Raw genomic sequence first — 22,597 nt, 5'->3', positions numbered from 1 at the left:
GCGGCCACTTTCTTGCACAATAAAGGGACGCCAAATAATTTCCTGAACGAATCTATGACGACTGCGGCTCCGTCCCTCCCGACACAGCAAAAAGCCTGGGCACAAGCGATCGCCCAACCCGCCCAAGAATTTCCTCTCACGCCCCTCACCGTAATCTCTGGAGCCATTCCCGCCGATCTGCGGGGCAGTCTCTATCGCAATGGGCCAGGGCGGCTCGAACGGCAGGGCCAGCGGGTGAGCCACTGGTTTGATGGGGATGGCGCGGTGCTGGCAGTGCATTTTGCCGATGGACAGGCCCAGGGCATCTATCGCTACGTGCGTTCCGCTGGATTCACCGAAGAAGAACAGGCCGAGCAGTTTCTTTACAGCGGCTATGGCAGCTTGGCGCCTGGCCCCATTTGGCAGCGGTGGAAGGCTCAGCTCAAAAATGCGGGCAACACCTCGGTGCTTGCCCTGCCCGACAAGCTACTGGCCCTGTGGGAAGGCGGCTGGCCCCACCAACTGGATTTGCATACTTTGGAAACTAAAGGCGTGCATCCGCTGGGGCAACTGACCGATAATGAGCCTTATTCGGCCCATCCCAAACGCCATCCCCAAACCGGGCACATCTTTAATTTTGGGATTGTCGCCGGGGCCAATGCGACACTGAACCTTTACCGCAGTGACGCTCAGGGCCACATCGAGAAAAAGGAGTCGGTGCCGCTGAACGGCATTCCCCTCATCCACGATTTTGTGTTGGCCGATCGCTACCTCGTTTTTTGTGTACCGCCCGTCCGGCTGAATCCGCTCCCGGCAGTGCTGGGCTTTCAAAGCTTTAGCGATGCGCTAATGTGGCAGCCCAAGCATGGCACCCAACTGGTGGTCGTGGATGCGGAAACCCTGGAGGTGGTTAGTTCCGAAGCGGTGGATCCCTGGTATCAGTGGCACTTTGGCAAAGGCTTCGTCAACAAAGACGGCGATATCGTGCTGGAGGTGGTGCGCTACCCCGACTTTGCCACCAATCAACAGTTGAAAGAAATCGCTGCCGGGCAGATCAAAACCAAAGCGGACGGCGAATTTTGGCGCATTTGTGTGGAACCGCAAACGGCGCGAGTGCGATCGCAAACCTGCTTGATTGCCAACCACTGCGAATTTCCCCACATTGCGGAAGATCAACCCACCGTGACGGCCCCGACCTACCTGTCTATGCAGCCCTCAGAGCCAGACACCGAGGGCGAACTGTTTCGGGCGATCGCCCGCTTTGACCCCGACACCGAAAAGCTCACCATTGCCGAGGCTGGCTCCGACCGTTACCCATCAGAGCCGATTTATGTGCCGAAAGCAGGCAATGATACGCCGTCTGGTTGGGTGCTATCGGTCGTGTATGACGGTGGGGCGCATCAAAGCGAACTGTGGATTTATGACATCGATCGCCTGACCGATGCTCCGGTCTGTCGGTTGCTCTTGCCGCAAGTGGTGCCCCACAGCTTCCACGGCACCTGGCGTCCGGCTTAGTAGACCTGGAAGTGGGGATGCTGCCTTAGCTTATCGGGGTTTAAGGCCGCAATCAGGTTCAACAGGCGCTCTTCATCAGCGGGATTCTGCAGCGCCAGTTTGCCCTTAAACTGCAGCGCAATGTAATCCTTTTTGCGGCGCACAACCATCGCGGTGGTGGCTTCCAAATTGATCGTGATCTGGTGAAAGCCTTCGAGCTCTAGGGAGGATGTGAGGAGCGATCGCAACCCCAACGCTTGAAAGACAATTTGCACCCAGCCCGTCGTCGGATTTTCCTCAGTAACAAAATACTCCCGGGGTAGACCGCTGAGATCAAACAGCGCTATCCCCAGGATGTCGGTGATTTTCAGTGAGGTTTTAACAGGGGAAGTCAAATCAGTTGGGACGGTGGAAGCAGTGGCGTTTGCCATGGTGGCGCAAGAAGACGACAGAACGTGAACGGTGATGCCCCTGGCTCAGGGTGACGAAGGCCACATGTATCCGAGGGCGTTGCCTGACCCAGTCGCCTGGGTTAAATGGCTGCCTCGGTGAGTGAATGGTGGGTGTCAAAACGAACCCAGCGAAGAAACGTGTTACGTAGACAGTACTAGTTTGCCCACTTAAGACCGTCTCTCGCGATCGCCCGTCATCAACCAGAAAGCTAGGGCCACAGCTTTAACAGCAGCAAAATTCAACCGTTGACGGCATAACTTTCACCCCACCTCATCAAAAAAACATTAGCCCTCAATGCTCGTTCGTCACTTCTTTAATTTCCTGTTAAATATACTGGTTCTGTTTAGCGATCGCACAAATTTTTCGCAAAAAGACAGCACTGCTGGATTTTTCCAGCCTATAAAAGTCGGCATTTGCAGACTGATTGCGTAATCAAACGGACTCGTTTTGAGTATTTGGGACCAGCGACTTCAGTGATTTTACTTGATGCTTCACGGCGATCGCTGACGGCAGACTCTGGTGACGCCGCCAGCAGCGGCCCCAGCTATCTTTAAAACACCAGCCCCCAAATGAGTAAAACGGCCCCCAACCCCAACATGACAAACATCGCAATGCCCATATTTTGGGCACTGCGGGAAGTGGCGATCGCCAAGTGCTCCTCATCTTTGAGGGAAATCAGATACTTGTGATCGGTTTGGGTCGGTTGCCCAATCACCACCTTGCCGGTCGCATCACTGACCGCACCCAACACCAAGACCTCTTTGCCCACAGGCAATACAGACTCTTGGTAACGGTAGCCCAGGGTAGCCCCCGATCGCTCCTCTCGCAACTCATTCATAATTTCGACGGTGTCGATCGCCGCTCCATCTGGATTCACCACAATGCTCCCCGTGTCGTCCTTGAGCCAAAATTTAGTGAACTGGCGATGGCGCGACACCTGCTCGGTTTTGCGCACCAGCTTGCCCTCTTCGTTTTTCTCTTCATATTCGCGGGTCACGGTGGAAACGTAATACACGCAAGGAGCTTGCTGATGCTCTGACTGTAGTGGTTCGTCAGTCGTGATCTGGCCCCATAACTTGACGTAATCTCGCCAGTTGCCGCCCCCAATTTCATCCGCGATCGCCCCGGCCATATCGGTCAACTCTGCTGCCGTCACCGATCGCGCCCGCTTGATGCTAAAGAGCTTTTGCTGTTGGTTGCGCCGCGTGAAAAACATAATGGCGCTGATCACTAACAAAATAATGCCAATAATTTCCATTGCGGCCTCGCTAACAATGACTCAAACTGTTTACCAGATTTTACTCTGGGCCTTTGATGGGTCAGGCGAAGTCGGCGATCGCCACACAAAACCTCACAGACCGTCCCCCCCCCCGTAGCGGTCCCCAATCTGCCAACAATGACAAAACCGCTGCCAGCAATCAAGCGATCGCCAGCAGCGGTATGCAGTTGATCCAATTAATTTAGAAGGTGCGATCGCTTAAGCGTTGCTAGCCTTCCGCTTGCGCGCCCAGGCGACACCACCGACGACGGCCAACGCCAGCGCCGAAGTCGGCTCCGGCACCGAGGCAATTTCCCCTTCAAAGGCCGTGCCTTCGTTAAAGCACTCAGCCCACAGGTGCGCGATAAAGCGGCCCCCCGGCAATTTAGAAATGTCGAACTTGAAGCCGTAAGTCTGGCTCCCAGTCTGATCGAGGTTGCTATCGAAATCAAATCCGTAGCTAGTCAACGCTGCGGCATCTAAAACTTCGACATCGCCTAAAGTGCCGCCGCTCGTGCTGCTGATCATATTGTTGCTCTCAGTTTGCGGTAGATAGTCGAAGGCATCATCGAGTAAGTACACATCGCCTAAAGTCGGATTCACGGTACCGGCATTATTGCGATAAGCGCTGAGGCTGTTAAAGCCGCTATTGACTCCCGTAACGCTGGACACTGCATCCACTTGATAAACACCCAGCGCCACAGACGAATCATTGGCCTCAGCAAAGCGGACCCCATACACCTGGCCACTGGTCAAAGCTGACGTAAAATCTTGCTCGGGGGCAAAGTTAAAAAACATATCGCCCCAAGAGATCGTGCCGTTGAGCCCCCCCTGAGCACTGGCCCCGCCAAACGGCAGGTTGCTGCTAATGCCCACAACGAGCTGACTGCCCACCTGCCGATAACCCGTGCCGTATAACTCGTAAGCTGAGTTAGCACCATTGACACTGCCCGCCACCCCATCAGTAAAGCTGTCTTGGGCATAGTCAACCTGGGCTACTCCTGCCCCGGCACTGACCATCGCCCAGGCTAAACTGCCCGCCACCGCAACTGTCATCTTGTGCAACATCATAGATTTCCTCAGTTGAGTTCTACCGACAGCCAAGCGGCTGTGCCCTGACCAGCAGTTTCAACATGCCCAGGTGGTATCCGACGACTCGAAGGTGCGTACCATTACGCAATAAGGGTTGAGTAACTGTTACAAATGAGCAGCAAACAACAAAAAGCTCCCTGCCAGCCAAATGACTCACAGGGAGGTGTAAAAGTTGTACTCAAATGTGCAAAACAGAACCAAACAGATATGTAGGTTCGAGATTACTGAGACTTCTTACGGCGGTTGATCACGATACCAGCACCGACGGCCATCAGACCAGCCATTGCAGCGGGCTCAGGAATCTTCTCGCCGCCACCGTTGTCATCGATTCGGTTTTTCCACACTACGAAGTTGGACAAGTCAGGGCCAGGATTATTAACGTTGTTTCCCTTGTAGATGCCATCTGTATTCCAGATTTCGTTCGTAAATGAAGTAACACCCTGCTCCAACAAGTACGCACTGAAACTATTCCCGCCCTTTAGGGTAATCATGTAATGATGATTGGCATCTAGACCCGTCAGACTATAAGTACCGGAGGTGCCAGTTCCATCCACTGTTAAGCCACCATCTACAGTGTTTGTTCCGATATCGACTTTGAGCGCCTGCATCCAATCGTCTTTACCGAAGAAAAAGTCAGTTGAATCAATGTCGTTAGAAGGGTTTCCCTCTACAGGACCCTCACAATCTACGGCCCCCCCCAAGTTATCAGTCGAACATTGAACTTGAGCCTCGGCAGCGCCGACAAAACTAGTACCGATGATAGCTGCACCTGCTAGCGCATATAAACTTTGCTTGAGCATAATTTTGATTCCTTTTCAAGTGAACGAAATGTGTGAGATGCAAAGGCAGAAACAGGCAGACACACTCAGTGGTTATCCACAACTTCTGAGTTCAGCCAATTGCCAGTAATTACACATAAGTGTTTGTGGACAAATTAAATCTATCGGGACGGTCTAGGTATAACAACGGTGTAACGCAACACTTCGCGACCTCTTCACAAAAGCGACCGAAATGTAAAATCCCATCGCATCAAACTGAATCAGGCTGTCTGGGAACTGAAACCTTGACGGTTATTCATGGCTATCCCGCCAATATCCCGTGGTTAAAAGATTTCAGCAGGCTGATGCCGACAAATGCCGCCGTAAAGTATCCCTGGTTCTTATTTCAAAACAAGTTTCGCGGATCAGGACGTTTTTACGGGTTTTTACGGAGTGAGGGTAATTTGGGCAATCGCGCCATCACTTACTCCTCAGCATTCGACGTAGCTAAAGGCTGCAACGTCGATAGGGCTTCTTCGCACCATTTCAGCCAGCCTTGTTCGTACTGAATGCCGTTGCGCAGGGTGAGGTACTGGTACAGTGCTTTGGGCGATAGCGCCTCAACATCAGGAAAGAAGCGCTCTTCGATCGCCTGATATTCCACCAATCGGGTCTGATGCTGCTTGCGGTGTTGGCGCAGTTCTTGCAAGAGAACGGTGGGCTCGACCAGGTGGCCCCCAAAGAGCTTGACCAGCAGATCGTCTTTAATGGGGCTGAGGTCGCTGGGGGTGTGCAGCCACTCGGTCAGCATGGCGGTGCCGCGATCGGTGATGGCATACAGTTTTTTATTGGGGCGAGTCTCTTGCAGCACTGTTTCTGAGGTGATGATGCCGCTGGCTTCGAGCTTAGCCAGTTCGCGATAGATTTGCTGATGGCTGGCCTGCCAAAAAAAGCCCACCGCCCCGTCAAATTGTCTGGCCAGGTCGTATCCGCTACTGGGGCTATCGAGCAAGGTCACTAGAATGGCATGGGCTAGAGCCATCGTATTCACTAATACTCACTAATACATAGTAGTCAGTGGGGGCATCGGCGATCGCGTGCAGGCAATGGGTCTCTATGGACAGCGATGGTAAGGGACTAAGCAGCTATTTAAGCTACCCAATTGGGGGGCTGCTGTCGTGAACCATGCAGCCACCAGCGACCGTATCACGGCACTCTTAACCTATTTCTTTCTTAATTTCCCATAAAGCCTATCGGAAATTGCACATAGACTATATTCTCAAGCGCTAGTCTCACGATGGAGTCTCGATAAAATTCGGGAAAGCTAGAACTACGTGGCGTATCTGTTTAGCGTTCCGCAAGATCCCCTCCACTGGAGGGGTGCCCGCAGGGCAGGGTGGGTTTAACCCCTTGAGTACAGGGCCGACCCACCCCTTCGCCCCTCCCAGGAGGGGATTCAGTTCTGAATGAGCGTGTTGACGCTAAATAGTGACTACGTGGCTAGCCAGACTTGCCAGGGGCGATCGCTGGCCACCAGCGTAGCCCGTTTACCCCGTTGGCGACTGCCGTTCTACAGTGCGGCCCAGACTGCCCGATGGGTAACTGCATCAGCCACCCAGCTAGCTCACCCTGGCCCCATCGGTTGGTTGGGGCAAGCCCGGCATTCATCTCCGGCGTACTCACCACCGTTCAAACCCCATCATTGCTCTGCACCATGACTCGCATTGCGGCTTTGTTTTCCAAACGACGGCCTTCATTGGGCCTCAAAGCAACTCTCGTTAGCGCAATGTTGCTGACGGTGACGGCTACGGCGGCCATGGTTTACCTGCCGTGGGCTTGGATTTCGCGCCGCAACATCGAGACCATCATTGACCAAACGAATAAAGAAATTGCCGTTGGCACCTCAAAAGAAGTGGAACGGCTATTTAGCAATGCTGCCTCAGCACAACAGTTTATCGAAGCGGGCCTCAACCGTAATCTGCTCGACTTATCGGACGCAGAAAACCGCGAGTTCTTTTTCTTAAATGTGCTGGCTGCGAGCCCGACCTTTACCTGGGTGCAGTATGGCGACGCGAATGGCGACTTTTTTGGGGCGCAACGCACTGCCAACGGCGAATTACACTTCCACGATCGCGATTGGGATCCTGACACTGAGACGACGTTTACCAACATCAATAGTTATTCGATTCAAGATGCGGTCTTAACACCGCTGGAAAGCAAAAGTTTTGAAATGAATCCGTCTTACTATGCCCCCGCTCGTCCGTGGTTTCAGGCCACGGCGGCGGCTCCTGATCAGCGATCGTGGACGGTGTATGTATACCGCTCCTCGGGGACGCCGGGGGTCGATCTGACCAAGGCAGTCAAAACGGATGGGGAATTGCAAGGGGTCATCGGGGTCGGCATCGAACTCAATCAACTGTCAGATTATTTAGAACAGCTCCAGGGCGATCGCCCTGGTGAGACCTTCATCGTCAATTCTCAAGGCGAGTTGATTGCTTCCACCGACAAGGCCGAAGTCACTCCCGACCAAACGGCGGGCGAGACAGACGCCCAGCTGACTCAGCTCACAGACGTGCAAAATCCGCTGCTGCAATATGCCAGCGAAACGCTCCAAGCCCAGGAATTTGACGTCGAAAATCTAGAGGCTTGGCAGCGGTTCGTGTACCAAGAGTCTGAAACGGGCGACATTTATCACATCGCCCTGACTCCAGTCGGGCAGCTCGATTGGCTAGTCGGCACGGTCATTCCCGAAGCGACTTACACCGTCGAGATCAACCGCAATAAGCGGCGTTTACTCGCTGGGGTCGTGGTGTTTACCGGGGGCATTGCGATCGTTGCGGTGGTATTGGCTGAGCGGCTCATTGCCCGGCCGATTTTGGGCATCGCCCAAGCGGCAGCAGACATCGAAGCCGATAACTTCAACCCTGATCAACTGGGCGAAACCAGCGATCGCCAGGATGAAATCGGTCAACTGGCTCGCATCTTTCGCAAGATGGCGATTCAAGTACACCAGCGGGAGCAACAGCTGCGCCTACAAGTCCAAAACCTGCGGGTCGAAATTGATGAAACCAAGCGCAGCCAGCAGGTGAAAGAAATTGTCGATACGGATTTCTTTAGAGATCTGGCGATCAAGGCCAAAGCGCTGCGCAATCGCGATCGTGATTAATCCCGCCGCATGCCATTCACCTGTTGTGCAACGCATCTTGCCTGCCCCAGAACAGCCGAGACGGCTGTCCACACTTAGATGCAATTCCCATGCTTTCAGCTTTTGGGCTCTCGGCACCTGTCTGCGGATTGCCAAAGCAGCAACAGCTAACTGAGTCGCCGCCGCCGCAACAAAATCGGCACAATCGAGAGCACTCCCAAGAAACTCATGGCCAACGTTAGCGGCCACAATCCTTTGCCCTGAATCGCCTCTAACCCGGCCAGCCCAATCCACGTATACGCTACCGTGCCGGGAGCGATGCCGATTAACGTGCCCCAAAAAAACGCACTCACCGGAGCCGACGTAAGGCCAAACAAAAAGTTAACCAGACAAAATGGCGACAACGGCGCAAAGCGCACTGCTAACACGCAGTTAAAGGAATGGGTATCCATCAGCTTGTCGATATTGCGATAGATCTTGCGCTCGGCAAACCGCTGACGAAACCAATCTTGCAGTAAATATCGAGCCACCCAAAACGCCGCCGTCGCCCCCACTGTTGCCCCAATCAGCGACCACAGCGAGCCCCACCAGAGACCAAATTTAGCGCCACCCAGCAGCACCAACAGCGTCGCAGGGACGCCCACCATCGTGGCGAGTACATGCGCCGCCACAAACGCCGGTGCCGCCCACGGTCCCAAACCCGTAAACGCCGCTAGCAAAGCTTCGGGATCAAACAGCAGGGATAAATTTCGCAAACATAGCGCCAGGATCAAGCCCAACGACACCAAAACCCAGAAAACCTTTTTGCGAAACACGGTACTCATGAGCGGAGAGCGGAGAATCTACGGACAGCGTTTCAGTCAAGACGGTGGGCGGTGCCCACCCTACGGTATATCAAGGCGATCTGTTTGATCGCTGTCGGGGGTTTCCGGATCGGCTCTAAGCCGACATCGCTTCGCCATTGTCATCGGTCACGTCGGGCACTGATGCTTGCAGGGCTTGGCGAGCAATGCGAGTCACGTAAACCGTGACCGCAACGGTGGCAATAAACGCCACAATCCGAATTGTCCAGGTGATCGTCGGGTTGCTGGGGGTTTCGCCTGTACCCAGGGTGGCCAAATTGCCCGCCAGCGAGCCTAAGTAGACGTACATGATGGTGCCGGGAATGATGCCCGTGGTGCCCAGCACATAGTCTTTCAAAGATACCTTGGTGAGTCCCAGGGCATAGTTCAGCAGGTTAAACGGAAAAGCTGGGGATAAGCGGATGAGGAAAATAATTTTGCGACCTTCGCGAGCGATCGCTTCATCAATCACCTTAAATTTCTCATTGCTAGCGACCTTTTTGCTCACCCAGTCGCGGGCCACATAGCGCCCCACTAAAAATGCCGCTGTCGCCCCCAGCATGGCCCCAATAAAGACATATAGCGAGCCTTTGACGACGCCGAAGACGACCCCGGCCCCCAGCGTCACCACCGAAGCGGGAATAAACGCTACGGTCACGATGACGTATAGCCCAATAAAGGCAATGGGGGCGATCAATCCCAAACTATCGACCCAGGCCAACGCATTAACCAACGCCCCTTGAATCTGAGCCACTAACCCCGGCCCGGATTCGGCTGCTGTCGCCTGGGCCAGCGCTGGCAATATGGGCATTAATAGCATCGTGAGCATGGTGAGTCCACTGAATTGCAACCAACGGCGAGGCCGTCGTTTTAAGCTTACGGGAAGTTGATGATTGAGAAAGGTCATGGTTTTGCCTGAGTAGGAGCGATCGCGGTCAAAGGGTCGTGAAACAAACGAGCCATCAAGGTCGAACCACGCCCCACCCCGATCGCTGGCGTAGTTAGTTGGTCAGGGCCCCCCCACAGCTCGACCCACTGCCTGCCGTACAGCCGTAGCAATAGGGGCGCGTTTGGACTGTGGCGATCACATCCAACGACTCGGCAGCCAATAGCCGCTCCAACGTGATCGGCTCACCGTCAGGCGTGCAGGCGGAAACCCCAGCCATCTGGTTAAAGTCGCAGTCGTAAACCCGCCCCTCATAGTCAATCGAAAGTTCATTGCGGCACATGAGCCCCGAGACATTGGCCGGATTGTGGTGGGCCGCCAAAAACTCGGTATAAGGAGCCAGCAGTCCGCGATGTTCGAGCTGAAAGCGGGTGCGACCAATAGGAATATTGGTGATCGTCAGCAATTGATTAAAGGCGATGTCAAAATTTTCCGCCAAATACGCTTTGTAATCGCCCTCTAAAGCCGCTTGACTCGGGGTCAGCCGGAAATTCTCATCTTTGGGAATGGGGGGATTGTAGACCAGATCCAAAATGAGATTAGGGTCAGTGCCATAGCCCAGGGCATTGAGCTGCTGAATGGCGCGGATGGAGCTGTCATAAACGCCCTGGCCCCGCATACTATCCACATTGTCAGGCAAATAGCAGGGTAAGGAAGCCACCACGCGCACCTGATGCTGTGTAAAATAGGCAGGCAGATCCGCAAAGCCGGGCTCAAAAAAGATAGTCAGGTTGGAGCGCACAATGATTTCTTTGCCCAGGGCGTGGGCACGTTCGACCAAAGGCCGAAAGCCATAGTTCATCTCGGGGGCACCGCCGGTCAAATCCACCGTGCGAATTTGTGGGAAGCGATCGAGGATTTCGAGCAGTTGCGCCAGGACGGCAGGCGTTAATTCCTCAGTCCGATGTGGCCCTGCCTCCACATGGCAGTGGGTGCAAGACAAATTACACCGTCGCCCCAAATTAATCTGCAATACCTGAATGTTTTGCTTGGTGAGCGGACTGCCTAGAGCCGTTTCAAAAGCATTAGCCGATGCAGTGGCTTGGAGACTGTTGGAAGATAAGACCATAAAGCGTTAAACACAGTAGAACAAATGCAGTTGGCGTGACTGAATGGCGGTTGGTGACATTCAAAATCACGGATGGAAGTCGGCGGCGAACATCAAGCATCGTTGGCGATCGCGCTCCCGATGGCAGAACTCAGATGTCATTAACCGAGACACCTCAATTAACATGACACTTTCTGCCCATTCATGTTGCTTACTTATCCGACATTAAAACGATTGCGGCTGAATATTCCCTGAGAAGTCAGCCCAGGCTACCTGAGAGTGGACAACGCAATTCCGAGACAATGCTTCAGAGGCGTTCTGGTTGGATGCTCATCAATCATCGTCCTGACTGTGCTGAGTGATTGAGCGTTTAACCCAAACGTTACGGTTCAAAGCATTCTCTGCAGGGAAAATCAGCCATTTCTCAGAAACCCTTGGTAGCGTAATAATCAATGATTCCTGTTTGATGTATGCTCCCGTTGCGTCGCCAACCGTCCCAAGTTTTGCCGTGGCTAGATATCCATTCCCTGCGGTTTCGCCTCACCGCAGGGGTAGTATTGGCGTCGGCCCTGACCATTGGCAGCGTCACCGCGTGGCTCAACTGGCAGCTACAGCAAAGTTTATTAGCGAGTCAACAAATCGCGGTCACCGATCTATCCCAGCAATTTCGTGAAGACGTCACGCTCTACGACACCACGATGCCAACCCAAGCGGCGGTGCAAAAGGCCATTGATCAGCGGGCCATGGGCGACACGGCGATTTGGGTGAGGACGGCGGATGAGGCCATGTGGGCACAGTCTGAAACCCTGCGCATGGGGTCGTGGCAGGCAGCGGGCATAACGGAATTTGTACAGACTCTGCCGCCACAGCCGCGCGTGGAATTAGTCACCGTGGGCGATCGCTCATTGGCTCTGTGTGTCAGCACTTTTGACATGGCAGGCCAAGACCTGGGCGCCCTGTATGTCATTAAGGATGTCACCCAAGCGCGGCAGACCTACTTGGCGATGATGCGGCACTTGGTTGTGATTAGCGGCAGCGCGGTAGTGGTGTTGGCGATCCTGATTGCCGTGTATGTAGGGCGATCGCTCCGCCCCTTAAAATCCCTGAGCCAACAAGTTGCGGGGGTCACCGCCGAGGCGCTGGATGTCACCCAACTCCAGCTCGACCAAGCCCCGACTGAAGTGACTGAGCTGGCCCTAGCCCTCGATCACACGCTGGAATGTTTGGCCCAGTCTTGGACCCAGCAGCGCCGTCTGCTGGGTGATGTCTCTCACGAGTTACGTACGCCCCTAACCCTCGTGCAGGGCTATTTGCAAAGTACCTTGCGCCGCTGCCAAACGCTGACAACCGATCAGCGAGACGGTCTAGAAACCGCCGCTGCCGAAGCCGATCGCACCATTCAAATTTTGAATGATCTGCTGGTGCTGACGCGGGCGCGCATGGGTCATCTACAAATAGGCGCTGCCCCCATTGATGTGAAGCCAGTATTGTTGGCCGCCGTGATGCAGGTAGATCCGGCGGGCGATCGCATTGAGGCCGACATCCAAGCCGCGCCACTATGGGTGCGGGGCGACGCCAACGCCCTGCAGCAAGTCTTCGTCAAACTGCTGGAAAATGCCCTGAACTACTCTCCCCCAGGGACTCCAGTTATCGTGCGAGCTGGTCGGCAAGCCGATCAAGCTGTGGTACAAGTTTGTGACCAGGGGCGGGGCATTCCCCTGGCCGAACAGACCGCGATTTTTCAACCGTTTTATCGGGTGGATGTCGATCGCTCCCGCGCCACGGGCGGCACGGGGCTGGGGCTGGCGATCGTCCACACATTGTTGACGCAAATGCATGGCCGCATCCAAGTACAGTCGGTGCCAGCAGTTGGTAGCACCTTCACCGTTCAATTACCCCTGACCCAAGGAGAATGACCCCATGAATCCCAAAATCTTACTGATTGAAGATGAGGTGAAACTCGCCAAATTTGTGGAACTGGAACTGGGTTATGAGTCTTATGACGTGACGGTGGCCCACGATGGTCTGTCGGGGCTCATGGCCGCTCGCGATACAGAACCCGACCTGGTGCTGCTGGACTGGATGATGCCGGGACTCAGCGGCGTAGAAGTGTGCCGCCGCCTGCGCACAACGGGCTTCAAAGAGCCCATTATTCTCATGACGGCAAAGGATGATGTGGCCGATCGCGTTGCGGGGCTCGATGCCGGGGCCGATGACTACGTGGTCAAGCCCTTTAGCATCGAAGAACTATTGGCGCGAGTGCGGGCTCACCTGCGCCGCAACCAACCCCAAGAGGTCGATGCCCTGCAGTTTCAAGATCTGACCCTCAGCCGCAAAACCCGCGAAGTCAAGCGAGGCGATCGCGCAATCGAACTTACCGCCAAAGAATTTGACCTGCTCGATTATTTGATGACGAATCCGCGCCAGGTTCTGACCCGCGATCGCATTTTGGAAGAAGTCTGGGGCTACGACTTTATGGGCGATTCCAACATCATCGAAGTGTATGTCCGCTACCTGCGCCTCAAGTTAGAGGCCGAGGGCGAAAAGCGCCTGATTCAAACGGTGCGCGGGGTCGGCTACGTCTTAAAAGACTGATCTCCCGCCAGCTTGCCTCGGCCAGGCCAAGGGCATCATCTAATATCAGCTGTCTTTAAGTCATCGCATGACCGCTATGAATACAGGCTTTGGGCGATCGCTACAATAGCGATAGAGACGCTTTCCAGCTAACCCTCATGGTTGCCGTTCCGCACTACATCAGTCCCGATGATTACCTCGACCTTGAGCGCGATAACCCCATCCGCCATGAGTATCGTCGGGGGTTGGTTTACGCCATGGTGGGCGGTACTGACAATCATGCTCGCATCACGATTAATCTTCTAAGCCTTGTTAACACTCACTTGAGTGATTCCCCCTGCCGCCTTTACAACGGCGATGTCAAAGTCAACTACCAAGACGAGTTTTACTACTATCCCGATGCCTTTGTGACCTGCGATGACCGCGATCGCGAAGACCGCTATGTCAAACGCTATCCAAAGCTGATTGTAGAAGTGCTCTCCAGCAGCACCAAAGTATTTGATACTGGCGAAAAATTTGACGACTACCAACAATTGGAGTCACTAGAGGAATACGTGCTGATTTCTCAAGACAGCCAGCGAGTCGAGTGCCGTCGGCAGACGGCGGCCCACACCTGGGAAACAGCCATCTATGAGGTGGGCGATCAGGTGACGTTGACGAGCATTGACCTGCAATTTGCGATCGCTGAACTGTATCGCGGTCTCGATGGCTAAATCTCAACCCGTTGATCAGGTTTTCATTTGGCCGGGCGATCGCTCTCGGATCGTGTAGGGCGATCGCTGGCAATTGCTGTAGACCAAGCGGGAACACTGTCGCTGGCCAGCATTTTTTATCGAGAGCAACCATGGCAGAAATACAGAAATCCGGTTGGCGATCGCTCGCGGTGACCTCTATCGCATTGACCCTACCCGCGATCGCCGCCCTGCCCAGTCTTGCCAATCCCGAACCGGCGGAGTTGCTGCCGCCCAACACGGCCTACACCATCCTGCTCGATATGCGGCAGGAGACCTGGGACCAACTCAATCAATATGCGCTATTTCAGCAGTTGCAAGCCCAGGGAGTCGGTGCGCCAAGTCCGGGGACGCTACCGCTGATTCCCGAGTTGGCTTATGAAGCAACCGTCGCGCCCTGGGTGGGCGACCACGTGGCAATGGCCCTGTTGCCGCTAGACAACCCGACTGAAGCTGGGTTTGAAGACCATGAGGTGATGATTGCGCCGATCGCCGATCCAGCCGCCTATGCCAGGGTCTTTGAGGATGACTTGCCAGGGGCGATCGCAGCATTAAAGGAGCGTGAACCCGAGTTGCAGACCGTGGGGGACGTCGAGATTTACTACTGGCCGCCGCTGTATGCCGAGCCCGATGCCATGACACCCGAGGCACTCCCAGAGGAGGCCCCCGCCGATGGCTCGCCCAGTTCCCAAAAGGAGCTCGAAGGAAATTCATCGACGTTTCCAGAAGCGGTCGACAATGGTGAGCTAGAAGACTTTTGGGCATCTCTGCCCATCGAGCCGGGGCTCGCGATCGCGCAATTTCCCGAATTTCTGATCGCCGCCCGCTCTCCAGCCGCCATTCAGACTTGGCTCGCGCAGCGTCCCGATGAGGTGACTAACTCGCTGGCGCAAACCGAGGAGTTTTTGCGCACCCTCAATCATCCTCAATCTGACGCAGCCTTAGCGATCCTGCATGGCGATTTGGCGGAGTTGGTCAACTTCTCGGCAGTCGATCTGGCGCTACCAGACTTGCCGTTTAACTTGCCCTTGCCGCAAGATTTATTGTCAGCCGATTTTCCTGAGTTAGCAGCCCAGCAATTTGCGGGCACGGTTGAAGCCTTAGTCTATCCCCAAGGGCGGGGGCTACGAGTGCAAGCACGGGGCTATTACAATGACCCGCTACTCTCAGCCACGGCGGCAACCATTCAACCCACCCCAACAGAGGTGCTGGCCTACATTCCAGACAATAGCTATGGCATGGTCAGCGGTCAAAACCTGGCCGGGTTTTGGCAAGAGATCGCCACAACCTTGGCCGCCAGCGAAGAAACTCGCCCCTTTTTGGAACAAGCCAGAGGCTTCGTCACCGCCCTAACCGGATTAGATCTGGATCAAGATGTGTTTGGGTGGATGGATCGCGGGTTTACGGTGTTTCTCTACCCCACCAGCAAAACGCCCCTGACCAACATTACGCCAGAGTTGAAAATCGGCTTGGGGATCGCCCTGCAAACCAGCGATCGCCCCACTGCCGAGGCCACCTTTGCCAGTCTCGATGACTTAATAGCAAACTTTGACATCGCCGTCGAATCCACCACTGTGAGCGGGCAAGCGGCCACCAGTTGGGGCGATCGCCTGTCCGCCGCTGACGAACCGGTTAGCTTTTTGGGTCGCACCTGGGTTGAGGACGACACGCTATTGCTCACCACCAGCATTGAGGCCCTCGCCGATTTGGCACAACTCGAACCCGCCCAAGCCCTGCCCAATGCGTTTCGGTTTAGCGAGTCGACTCGCGACTTTCCCGTAGCCAATCAGGGCTACCTCTTTATCAATGCGGCCCCCATTCGGGCGCTCGTATCCAGCTTCTTTCCCCCAGATCCCGAGGCAACAGACTCGCTGGACTTTCGGCAGTTAATGGCGACCGTGCAAGCCCTCAGCGGTAACGTCTCTTTTCAAGCTGATTATGCGCAAGTCGATGGCCTGCTCATGCTGGCACCAGCCGAGTCGCCGTAATCTGTGCAGCGGTGCATGACATCACCATCAACGCCGCCATTCACAAACCGTAAGATTTCCCCCGCCCAAAGGGCCACCCTAATCAAGCATTAGGGTTACGCTGACAGAGACCAAACCTTTGGGGCAAACAAGATATGAAAACACGGGCAGCGATCGCTTGGGAAGCTGGCAAACCACTCGCCATTGAAGAAATCGATCTGGCTGGCCCTAAGGCGGGCGAGGTGTTGGTGCGCATCGTCGCGACCGGGGTGTGTCATACCGATGCCTATACCCTTTCCGGCAAAGATCCAGAAGGCATCTTTCCGGCGATTTTGGGTCACGAGGGCGGCGGCGTTGTCGAAGAAGTGGGCGCGGGCGTCACGACTGTGCAACCCGGCGATCATGTCATCCCGCTCTATGTGCCGGAATGTGGTGAGTGCAAGTTTTGCAAATCAGGTAAAACTAACCTGTGCCAAGCCGTGCGGAGCACCCAAGGCAAAGGCTTAATGCCCGACAGCAGCACCCGCTTTAGCAAAGACGGCAATTCGATTTATCACTACATGGGCACGAGTACCTTTAGCGAATACACCGTCGTCCCCGAAATTGCCTTAGCCAAAATCAATCCAGCCGCGCCGTTAGAAAAAGTTTGCTTGCTGGGCTGCGGCATCACCACAGGCATCGGGGCCGTGCTCAACACCGCAAAAGTTGAGGCGGGCGCAACGGTTGTTGTCTTTGGCTTAGGCGGCGTGGGGCTCAGCGTGGTGCAGGGCGCAGTCATGGCCCAGGCGGGCCGCATTGTGGTCGTCGATATTAACCCCGACAAATTTGAACTCGCTACGCAACTGGGCGCAACTGACTGCATCAATCCCAAAGATTACGATGACCCAATTCAGCAGGTGATTATTGATTTGACCGATGGCGGTGCAGACTACAGCTTTGAGTGCGTTGGCAATGTGGAACTCATGCGGGCGGCGCTGGAATGTTGCCACAAAGGCTGGGGCGAGTCGACCATTATTGGCGTGGCCGAAGGCGGCAAAGAAATTAGTACGCGCCCTTTTCAACTCGTGACAGGGCGCGTTTGGCGCGGTTCAGCCTTTGGTGGCGTCAAAGGTCGTAGCCAACTGCCTGACTTTGTCGATCGCTTTCTAGCTGGGGATATCCAGATCGATCCCATGATTACTCAGACCATGGCCCTCGACGAAATCAACACCGCCTTTGACCTGATGCACGCGGGCCAGAGCATTCGCTCAGTGGTCCTTTACTAGGGCGTTCATAGACTTCGTGCACCAAGTCCCCCTCATCCCCCTGCCCCTTCTCCCAGTTTTGGGAGAAGGGGGGCCGGAAAAGTCCCTCGCCCATTCTGGGAGAGGGATTTCGGGTGAGGGTACACAGCGGGGTATATCAAGTATGTAAATGCTTTACTAGCGACTTAAATTTGAGGCCAACCGTCGCGGACACCGACGCACAGTCAAAACAACGAAACCAGGCAATTTGCTAGTGATTAGGGACGAATGGCCCTCTCCTGACGGCAACCGGCGCTTGGGCTCAGGTGAGCAGCATCGCTGTAATTTATTTATTTCACAGGGTGAGGGCGACCATCCCAAACGCCAGCAAAATAACGCCCGATAGGCGATTGAGCCAGCGCAGTCCTGCCGGGGTAAATCGGTTTCGCAATAAGCTCACCAACCCACTTAAGAAAAACCACCACAGCGCAGAACCGATAAACACCCCCAAAACTAAAATCCCTGAGTCGGTAAAGCTCTGCGCTGAATCGACAATGCCGAGTCCGGCAAAGATCGCGGCAAAGGACAAGATCGTTGCCGGATTCGTCAGCGTTAACGCCAGAGTAGACCCGTAAGCGCTGACGAGCGATCGCGGCAGCGATGCGGTTTCTCCAGCCGACAACTCAGTTTCAGATAAGGCAGCGGGCTCTGTCGGTGGTTTAGACAGAAATGTGGTGATGCCCAAATAACAGAGAAACAGTCCCCCCACGATGCGGAGCCACATGGATTGATGGGTGAGGAAATCGGCGATCGCCGTCAGCCCAAACCCCGCAATGCAGCCATATAGACCGTCAGCAGTAGCCGCCCCCAAACCAGAGACCAACCCGACCCATTGCCCCATCACCAGCGTCCGCCGAATGCAAAGAATGCCGATCGGCCCAACGGGAGCGGCGATCGATAGCCCGAGAATGAGACCAGTGGAAAAGGTGGAGAGCATGGGGGTGGATGGGGTGAGGGGCGCAGGATGGATGAGTCGTCGGGGCGAGGCATGCTCGCAGTCCACTGTCTTAAGTCTCTAAGGTTGAAAGTCGAGCATGCCTTGCCTGGAACCGTTTTAGGAACCACCGCAGATCGCCTTAGAGCGCGGAGGCATCGGTGATGGGGACGGCGATCGCTTCTTTGACCGTAGAGAGCACGATGGTGGTGCGGGTTTGGGTGACGCCAGGAAGTTCTTTGAGCTGAGCGGTGATGAGGTGTTCGAGTCCGCTCGTGCCGCGACACCGCACTTTCAGCAGATAATCGCCATCGCCAGCAATGTGATGACATTCCAAAATTTCGGGTGTGCTCTGCACGGCGGCCAAAAAGCCATCGCGATCGCGGGGATGTTCCAGCGTGACGGCGATAAAGGCCGCCAGGTCATACCCCAACCTGGGTGCATCGATTTGCGTCACGTAGCCCCGAATGATGCCAGCTTCCTCTAGTTTGCGAACGCGATCGGCCGCAGCGGGAGGCGAGATGCCGAGTTGACCAGCTAACTCGGCCCAGGTCATCCGTGCCTTATTGGCCAACTCCGACAAAATTTTGCAATCCAATGCATCAGGCTTCATTAACTTTGTTTTGTAAATTAAAATACCCTTGAATAACATTATACAAATGTAAGTTGCTTTTTTGCTTTATTTTCCAGGGCAAACATCTTTGTCAGCTTTCGGTTCGATCTATTTAGCTTGAGAGACGTTTCTGATCGCCAAGCATTTGCCTGGAATCGAAGGGCTTCGTCGCACCAGACATCAACGATCCCCAGCGCCACGATCGCACTTTTTCTCAAAACGTTAAGATGCAGCGGTTACCGTGCCAAAATCGCGATCGCCTGTCCCACAATAAATTTCGGTGCCTTAACCTTTTGCAAGATTCCGTTGCACTAGTGCGGCATTGTTCAAACAGCGATTTGATAACTCCCCATGCCTTATTACTGGTTCAAAGCGTTTCACATCATTGGCGTTGTCGTTTGGTTCGCGGGCCTGTTTTACCTCGTGCGCCTGTTTATCTACCATGTCGAGGCCGAGGCCGAACCCGAGCCCGCCGCCACTATCCTCAAAAACCAGTACACCCTGATGGAAAAGCGGTTATATCGCATCATCACTACACCTGGAATGGTAGTGACGGTGGCGATGGCAGTTGGCCTGCTGTGGACTAACCCAGAATGGTTGAAGGAAGGCTGGATGCACGCCAAGCTCGGCTTTGTCGCAGCGCTGCTGTTTTATCACCACTATTGCGGACGAGTGATGAAGCAGCTCTGGCGCGGCGAGTGTAAGTGGGGCAGTAAGCAACTACGGGCGTTGAATGAGGCTCCTACGTTGCTGCTCGTCGTCATCGTCATGTTGGTCATTTTTAAAAATCAGTTGCCCACTGATGCGACTACCTGGCTCATTGCCGGACTGGTGCTCTTCATGGCGGTGACGATTCAACTCTATGCTCGCAAGCGCCGCCTCGACAAAGAGCGCGAACTGGCTGAGGCCACAGCGATCGAATCTGCCGACCAGACTCCCGAGCCTGCCCAAGGCTAATTCCCGTTACTGTTTCCCAAATCGGCAGTGCCGTTTCTCAAAAACTACTGTACCCTTTAGCCGAATAGGCTATCCGCGAGCTGACGGGATGGGTGCTTAAGAGTCAGGTGGTTCAGCAGAGGTGACGGACATGAAATGGGTGAATACTAGCCTACTGGTAAGTGGCCTGGTTGCAATAACGATACCAGTGAGCGCGATCGCGACATCGCCAAATTGGGCGATCGCAGCGGTGTCGTCAGCCGCCTCAGCCGATACCGTCCACGCCGCCACTGACGCCACTTTAGAACCCACTGTCATCAGTCAGGGTAGCGTTGCTGTTGACTATCGCATCCCCGCCCTCCAAAAAGACTTCACCGGCAGTTTGTGGCTCAGCACTTGGCGCGGCCAAATTGCTCGCATCAATCCCGAAACTGGCGTGGTGCAAGCGCAAATCACTATGCCCGATCGCACCATCAGCGCCCTGGCTCAAGATCGAGTCGGTCGCATTTGGGCGGGCACCTATTCTGGCTTAGTGCGGGTTGATCCGCGCAGCAATCAAGTCACCGCTAGCAACTTTACCCTCCCCTCCAATCGGGTTTTGTCGCTGCTGATCGACACTCGCGGTTTTTTATGGGTGGGCACTGATCAGGGCTTAGCCATGGTGAGTCCTGACCAAGGCTTGCTAATGACGACCCTGCGCGGCCTATCGGGCGTCAGCGCCAACGTCATGGAGCTCGACAATAATGGGCACCTGTGGGTGGGCACATTAAACGGTCTCACCCAGGTGAATACTGCCAGTGGTGCCGAAATGCGAGTGGTGCGAAACATTCCTGGCAACATTGTGCAAGCGTTGACCCGTGACGCCCAGGGGAATCTCTGGGTGGGGACACCCGCCGGCTTGTTTGTCGTGACGCCGGATAATGGCCAGCTCGTGCGTCGAGTCGGCACTATGGTGGGACAAAACGTGCTGTCCCTCGCCATGGACGCCAATCAAGCCATGTGGGTCGGCACCGAGTCAGGACTAGTCACCCTCAACCCTTACAACGGCGAAATTTTTGGCGAGGTCTTGGGCCTACCTGGTCGGCAAACGTTGGCAATCTCCCCCGAAACCGGTAACAAAGTGTGGGTAGGTACCCGCGAAGGGTTAGGTTGGGTCAGCACAAGCACAGGCCGAGGCGTGCCGCATATTGGCTTTTCCAATCCTGGTGCTCTGTAGACCAGCCGTTCAGCCAGTGGGACTGTTGCAACAGTCATGTGCCATGAGAATCCTGGGACAGATCTGAGCGAAGTACCTAAGGTAAGTAAAAGCAGGAGCATAATAATGAAATCTTGTTGGCTCAAACCCCTTTTATTGATCACGCTGGTGATGGGGATTTGGGGAATTCAGAATCATTTCTCCGGAGCGATCGCCGCCCCCACGCCCCCCGTTTGTGATGCCACCATGGCCGCATCAGACAGCTGTGAGCACCTGATTGAGCAAACTTTGAAAGAGATTCCTCCCGGTTTTTACGGCATTCTCAAAACCGACCAACTGAAAGCCAAGCTAAAGACTGAAAATCCGCTACTGGTGGATGTGCGAGAGCCAACGGAGTTTTTGCGAGGGCATCTACCCAATGCAGTCAATATTCCTCTGAGATCGCTCGGCGACCATCTCGATGATATTCCCCGCGATCGCTCAGTCATCCTCTATTGCTCCACTGGCTACCGCACCGGACTCGGCGTCATGGCCCTGCATCTCTGGGGGTACGACAACGTTCAAGGATATCTCCCCAGTTATCAAGGCTGGCTCCGTGATAACCAGCCATAAAGCATCACCGCAAAAGCAAATACTTTACTTGCCACCCTGATCCTTACGTAAACAGTGTGGCCCCATCATGATCACCCGTTGGCGGTCTACCTTTTCTTGTCGTGAGCACCTGACCGATAAGTGATGACCTACCCAGTGCCCTCCGCCAAATCTGACACCCAACCAATGCCCGCAAAAACACTCATATTTTATTCGTGGCAAAATTAAAATACACGTAAGTAAGTTTTCTCAGGGCAAATTCCGCCAATCTTAATACGATTTAACTAAAGGAAATCTTTTGAAACGATGGATGATGCAATAGGTATTCAGCCTCGTGCTTATTCTGCATTACTCGGCTAGACGACTAAACTCTGTCGTTCACTCCTACACTCACTAATCATGCTAGAAACAACTCGTCCAAATGCCGCACCTCAGCCCCAGCTAAAACCTCGTATGAGCATTTTAGGCTTGATTTTCTTTATGCTGGGTGCTCCCAACATTTACGCCGCCCTGCAGCGTCGTACCGATAACGTGGCCTATGGTGGCGGGCATGCTCCTCGCTATGCCTTAGTTGCGTTGGTTGCTGTTGCGATCGCTAGCTTGGTAGAAATTTCGCTCATTGGCGCGGCTTAGGCGTTCATAATCTATAGAGCTTTTAGATTAGGTGAGTCTTTCATTTTAAAGTAAACCGTCCTCTGCTGCGGGAACAACAGAGGACGGTTATTAGGGACCTGGCACCGAGCTAATTTCCCATGGGG

The 22,597-nt window shown here is 54.6% G+C and carries 23 protein-coding genes; 13 read left to right on the top strand and 10 right to left on the bottom strand.

Translation table 11 applies throughout. The features are described 5' to 3' along the window. Positions 1 to 54: 54 nt before the first annotated feature. Positions 55 to 1,494, top strand: a complete 1,440-nt coding sequence (locus tag DYY88_RS21440) for a carotenoid oxygenase family protein (RefSeq protein ID WP_039729192.1) — start codon at positions 55 to 57, stop codon at positions 1,492 to 1,494. Here DYY88_RS21440 and DYY88_RS24570 read toward each other — a convergent pair. Both DYY88_RS24570 and DYY88_RS21430 read right to left on the bottom strand, forming a co-directional pair. Beyond that, positions 1,491 to 1,904, bottom strand: a complete 414-nt coding sequence (locus tag DYY88_RS24570) for a hypothetical protein (RefSeq protein WP_039729193.1) — start codon at positions 1,902 to 1,904, stop codon at positions 1,491 to 1,493. The two genes, DYY88_RS21440 and DYY88_RS24570, sit on opposite strands and share 4 nt — an antisense overlap. Before the next feature lie 572 nt (positions 1,905 to 2,476). Continuing rightward, positions 2,477 to 3,184: an E3 ubiquitin ligase family protein gene (locus tag DYY88_RS21430; protein ID WP_039729195.1), complete on the bottom strand. Its 708-nt coding sequence runs from the start codon at positions 3,182 to 3,184 to the stop codon at positions 2,477 to 2,479. 56 nt (positions 3,185 to 3,240) lie between these two features. Here DYY88_RS21430 and DYY88_RS24360 point away from each other — a divergent pair, with 56 nt between their 5' ends. Beyond that, positions 3,241 to 3,390 carry a hypothetical protein gene (locus DYY88_RS24360; protein ID WP_160299615.1) on the top strand — a complete coding sequence of 50 codons (150 nt, stop codon included), beginning with the start codon at positions 3,241 to 3,243 and terminating at the stop codon, positions 3,388 to 3,390. Positions 3,391 to 3,403: 13 nt separating this feature from the next. Here the strand turns inward: DYY88_RS24360 and DYY88_RS21425 are convergent, their stop codons facing one another. The 3 genes from DYY88_RS21425 to DYY88_RS21415 form a co-directional block, all read right to left on the bottom strand. Further along, a complete protein-coding gene (locus DYY88_RS21425; RefSeq protein ID WP_052288671.1) occupies positions 3,404 to 4,255 on the bottom strand; it encodes a PEP-CTERM sorting domain-containing protein in 852 nt (283 codons plus the stop codon). A gap of 242 nt (positions 4,256 to 4,497) precedes the next feature. Then, positions 4,498 to 5,076 (bottom strand): PEP-CTERM sorting domain-containing protein, encoded by a 579-nt coding sequence (locus tag DYY88_RS21420; RefSeq protein ID WP_052288672.1) that lies wholly within the window; start codon positions 5,074 to 5,076, stop codon positions 4,498 to 4,500. A gap of 442 nt (positions 5,077 to 5,518) precedes the next feature. Continuing rightward, positions 5,519 to 6,076 carry a PadR family transcriptional regulator gene (locus tag DYY88_RS21415; protein WP_039729196.1) on the bottom strand — a complete coding sequence of 186 codons (558 nt, stop codon included), beginning with the start codon at positions 6,074 to 6,076 and terminating at the stop codon, positions 5,519 to 5,521. A 424-nt stretch (positions 6,077 to 6,500) separates the two neighbouring features. Between DYY88_RS21415 and DYY88_RS24355 the strand changes: the two genes are divergently transcribed. Then, positions 6,501 to 6,752, top strand: a complete 252-nt coding sequence (locus DYY88_RS24355; protein ID WP_165390137.1) for a hypothetical protein — start codon at positions 6,501 to 6,503, stop codon at positions 6,750 to 6,752. After that, positions 6,749 to 8,200 (top strand): cache domain-containing protein, encoded by a 1,452-nt coding sequence (locus tag DYY88_RS21410; RefSeq protein ID WP_039729197.1) that lies wholly within the window; start codon positions 6,749 to 6,751, stop codon positions 8,198 to 8,200. Before DYY88_RS24355 ends, DYY88_RS21410 begins: the two co-directional genes overlap by 4 nt. 146 nt (positions 8,201 to 8,346) lie before the next feature. Here DYY88_RS21410 and DYY88_RS21405 read toward each other — a convergent pair whose 3' ends face one another. From DYY88_RS21405 to arsS, 3 genes are all read right to left on the bottom strand, one after another. After that, complete coding sequence (locus DYY88_RS21405) at positions 8,347 to 9,003, bottom strand: TVP38/TMEM64 family protein (RefSeq protein WP_039729198.1); 657 nt, start codon at positions 9,001 to 9,003, stop codon at positions 8,347 to 8,349. A gap of 115 nt (positions 9,004 to 9,118) precedes the next feature. Beyond that, positions 9,119 to 9,850, bottom strand: coding sequence for a TVP38/TMEM64 family protein (locus DYY88_RS21400; protein WP_130199553.1), 732 nt, complete (start codon positions 9,848 to 9,850; stop codon positions 9,119 to 9,121). Between the two features lie 172 nt (positions 9,851 to 10,022). After that, positions 10,023 to 11,036, bottom strand: a complete 1,014-nt coding sequence (arsS, locus tag DYY88_RS21395; protein WP_039729200.1) for an arsenosugar biosynthesis radical SAM (seleno)protein ArsS — start codon at positions 11,034 to 11,036, stop codon at positions 10,023 to 10,025. Between the two features lie 449 nt (positions 11,037 to 11,485). Here arsS and DYY88_RS21390 point away from each other — a divergent pair, with 449 nt between their 5' ends. The 5 genes from DYY88_RS21390 to DYY88_RS21370 all read left to right on the top strand — a co-directional run bounded on the left by DYY88_RS21390 (position 11,486) and on the right by DYY88_RS21370 (position 17,552). After that, the gene (locus tag DYY88_RS21390) at positions 11,486 to 12,931 is read left to right on the top strand and encodes a sensor histidine kinase (protein WP_044148839.1); all 1,446 of its coding nucleotides are present in this window, start codon (positions 11,486 to 11,488) and stop codon (positions 12,929 to 12,931) included. Between the two features lie 4 nt (positions 12,932 to 12,935). After that, complete coding sequence (locus DYY88_RS21385) at positions 12,936 to 13,610, top strand: response regulator transcription factor (RefSeq protein ID WP_039729201.1); 675 nt, start codon at positions 12,936 to 12,938, stop codon at positions 13,608 to 13,610. A gap of 137 nt (positions 13,611 to 13,747) precedes the next feature. Further along, positions 13,748 to 14,302: a Uma2 family endonuclease gene (locus tag DYY88_RS21380; protein ID WP_039730499.1), complete on the top strand. Its 555-nt coding sequence runs from the start codon at positions 13,748 to 13,750 to the stop codon at positions 14,300 to 14,302. 131 nt (positions 14,303 to 14,433) lie between these two features. Continuing rightward, on the top strand, positions 14,434 to 16,308 hold the full coding sequence (locus tag DYY88_RS21375; protein ID WP_039729202.1) for a DUF3352 domain-containing protein: 1,875 nt from the start codon (positions 14,434 to 14,436) through the stop codon (positions 16,306 to 16,308). Between the two features lie 134 nt (positions 16,309 to 16,442). Then, the gene (locus DYY88_RS21370) at positions 16,443 to 17,552 is read left to right on the top strand and encodes an S-(hydroxymethyl)glutathione dehydrogenase/class III alcohol dehydrogenase (RefSeq protein ID WP_039729203.1); all 1,110 of its coding nucleotides are present in this window, start codon (positions 16,443 to 16,445) and stop codon (positions 17,550 to 17,552) included. 313 nt (positions 17,553 to 17,865) lie between these two features. Here the strand turns inward: DYY88_RS21370 and DYY88_RS21365 are convergent, their stop codons facing one another. Then, a complete protein-coding gene (locus tag DYY88_RS21365) occupies positions 17,866 to 18,507 on the bottom strand; it encodes a LysE/ArgO family amino acid transporter (RefSeq protein WP_039729204.1) in 642 nt (213 codons plus the stop codon). 139 nt (positions 18,508 to 18,646) lie between these two features. After that, positions 18,647 to 19,117 carry an Lrp/AsnC family transcriptional regulator gene (locus DYY88_RS21360; protein ID WP_039730500.1) on the bottom strand — a complete coding sequence of 157 codons (471 nt, stop codon included), beginning with the start codon at positions 19,115 to 19,117 and terminating at the stop codon, positions 18,647 to 18,649. A gap of 351 nt (positions 19,118 to 19,468) precedes the next feature. Between DYY88_RS21360 and hemJ the strand changes: the two genes are divergently transcribed. The 4 genes from hemJ to DYY88_RS25155 all read left to right on the top strand — a co-directional run bounded on the left by hemJ (position 19,469) and on the right by DYY88_RS25155 (position 22,472). Beyond that, positions 19,469 to 20,074 carry a protoporphyrinogen oxidase HemJ gene (gene hemJ, locus DYY88_RS21355; RefSeq protein ID WP_044148840.1) on the top strand — a complete coding sequence of 202 codons (606 nt, stop codon included), beginning with the start codon at positions 19,469 to 19,471 and terminating at the stop codon, positions 20,072 to 20,074. 130 nt (positions 20,075 to 20,204) lie between these two features. After that, positions 20,205 to 21,269, top strand: a complete 1,065-nt coding sequence (locus DYY88_RS21350; protein WP_084607185.1) for a ligand-binding sensor domain-containing protein — start codon at positions 20,205 to 20,207, stop codon at positions 21,267 to 21,269. A 105-nt stretch (positions 21,270 to 21,374) separates the two neighbouring features. Further along, positions 21,375 to 21,860: a rhodanese-like domain-containing protein gene (locus tag DYY88_RS21345; protein ID WP_039729205.1), complete on the top strand. Its 486-nt coding sequence runs from the start codon at positions 21,375 to 21,377 to the stop codon at positions 21,858 to 21,860. A gap of 432 nt (positions 21,861 to 22,292) precedes the next feature. Next, positions 22,293 to 22,472: a hypothetical protein gene (locus DYY88_RS25155; RefSeq protein WP_039729206.1), complete on the top strand. Its 180-nt coding sequence runs from the start codon at positions 22,293 to 22,295 to the stop codon at positions 22,470 to 22,472. Positions 22,473 to 22,597 lie beyond the last annotated feature (125 nt).

This window comes from Leptolyngbya iicbica LK (assembly GCF_004212215.1).
In the GTDB taxonomy this organism is placed as follows: domain Bacteria; phylum Cyanobacteriota; class Cyanobacteriia; order Phormidesmidales; family Phormidesmidaceae; genus Halomicronema; species Halomicronema iicbica.
Note: the sequence above shows the minus strand (reverse complement) of the source record. Positions and strands in the feature narration are given on the sequence as shown.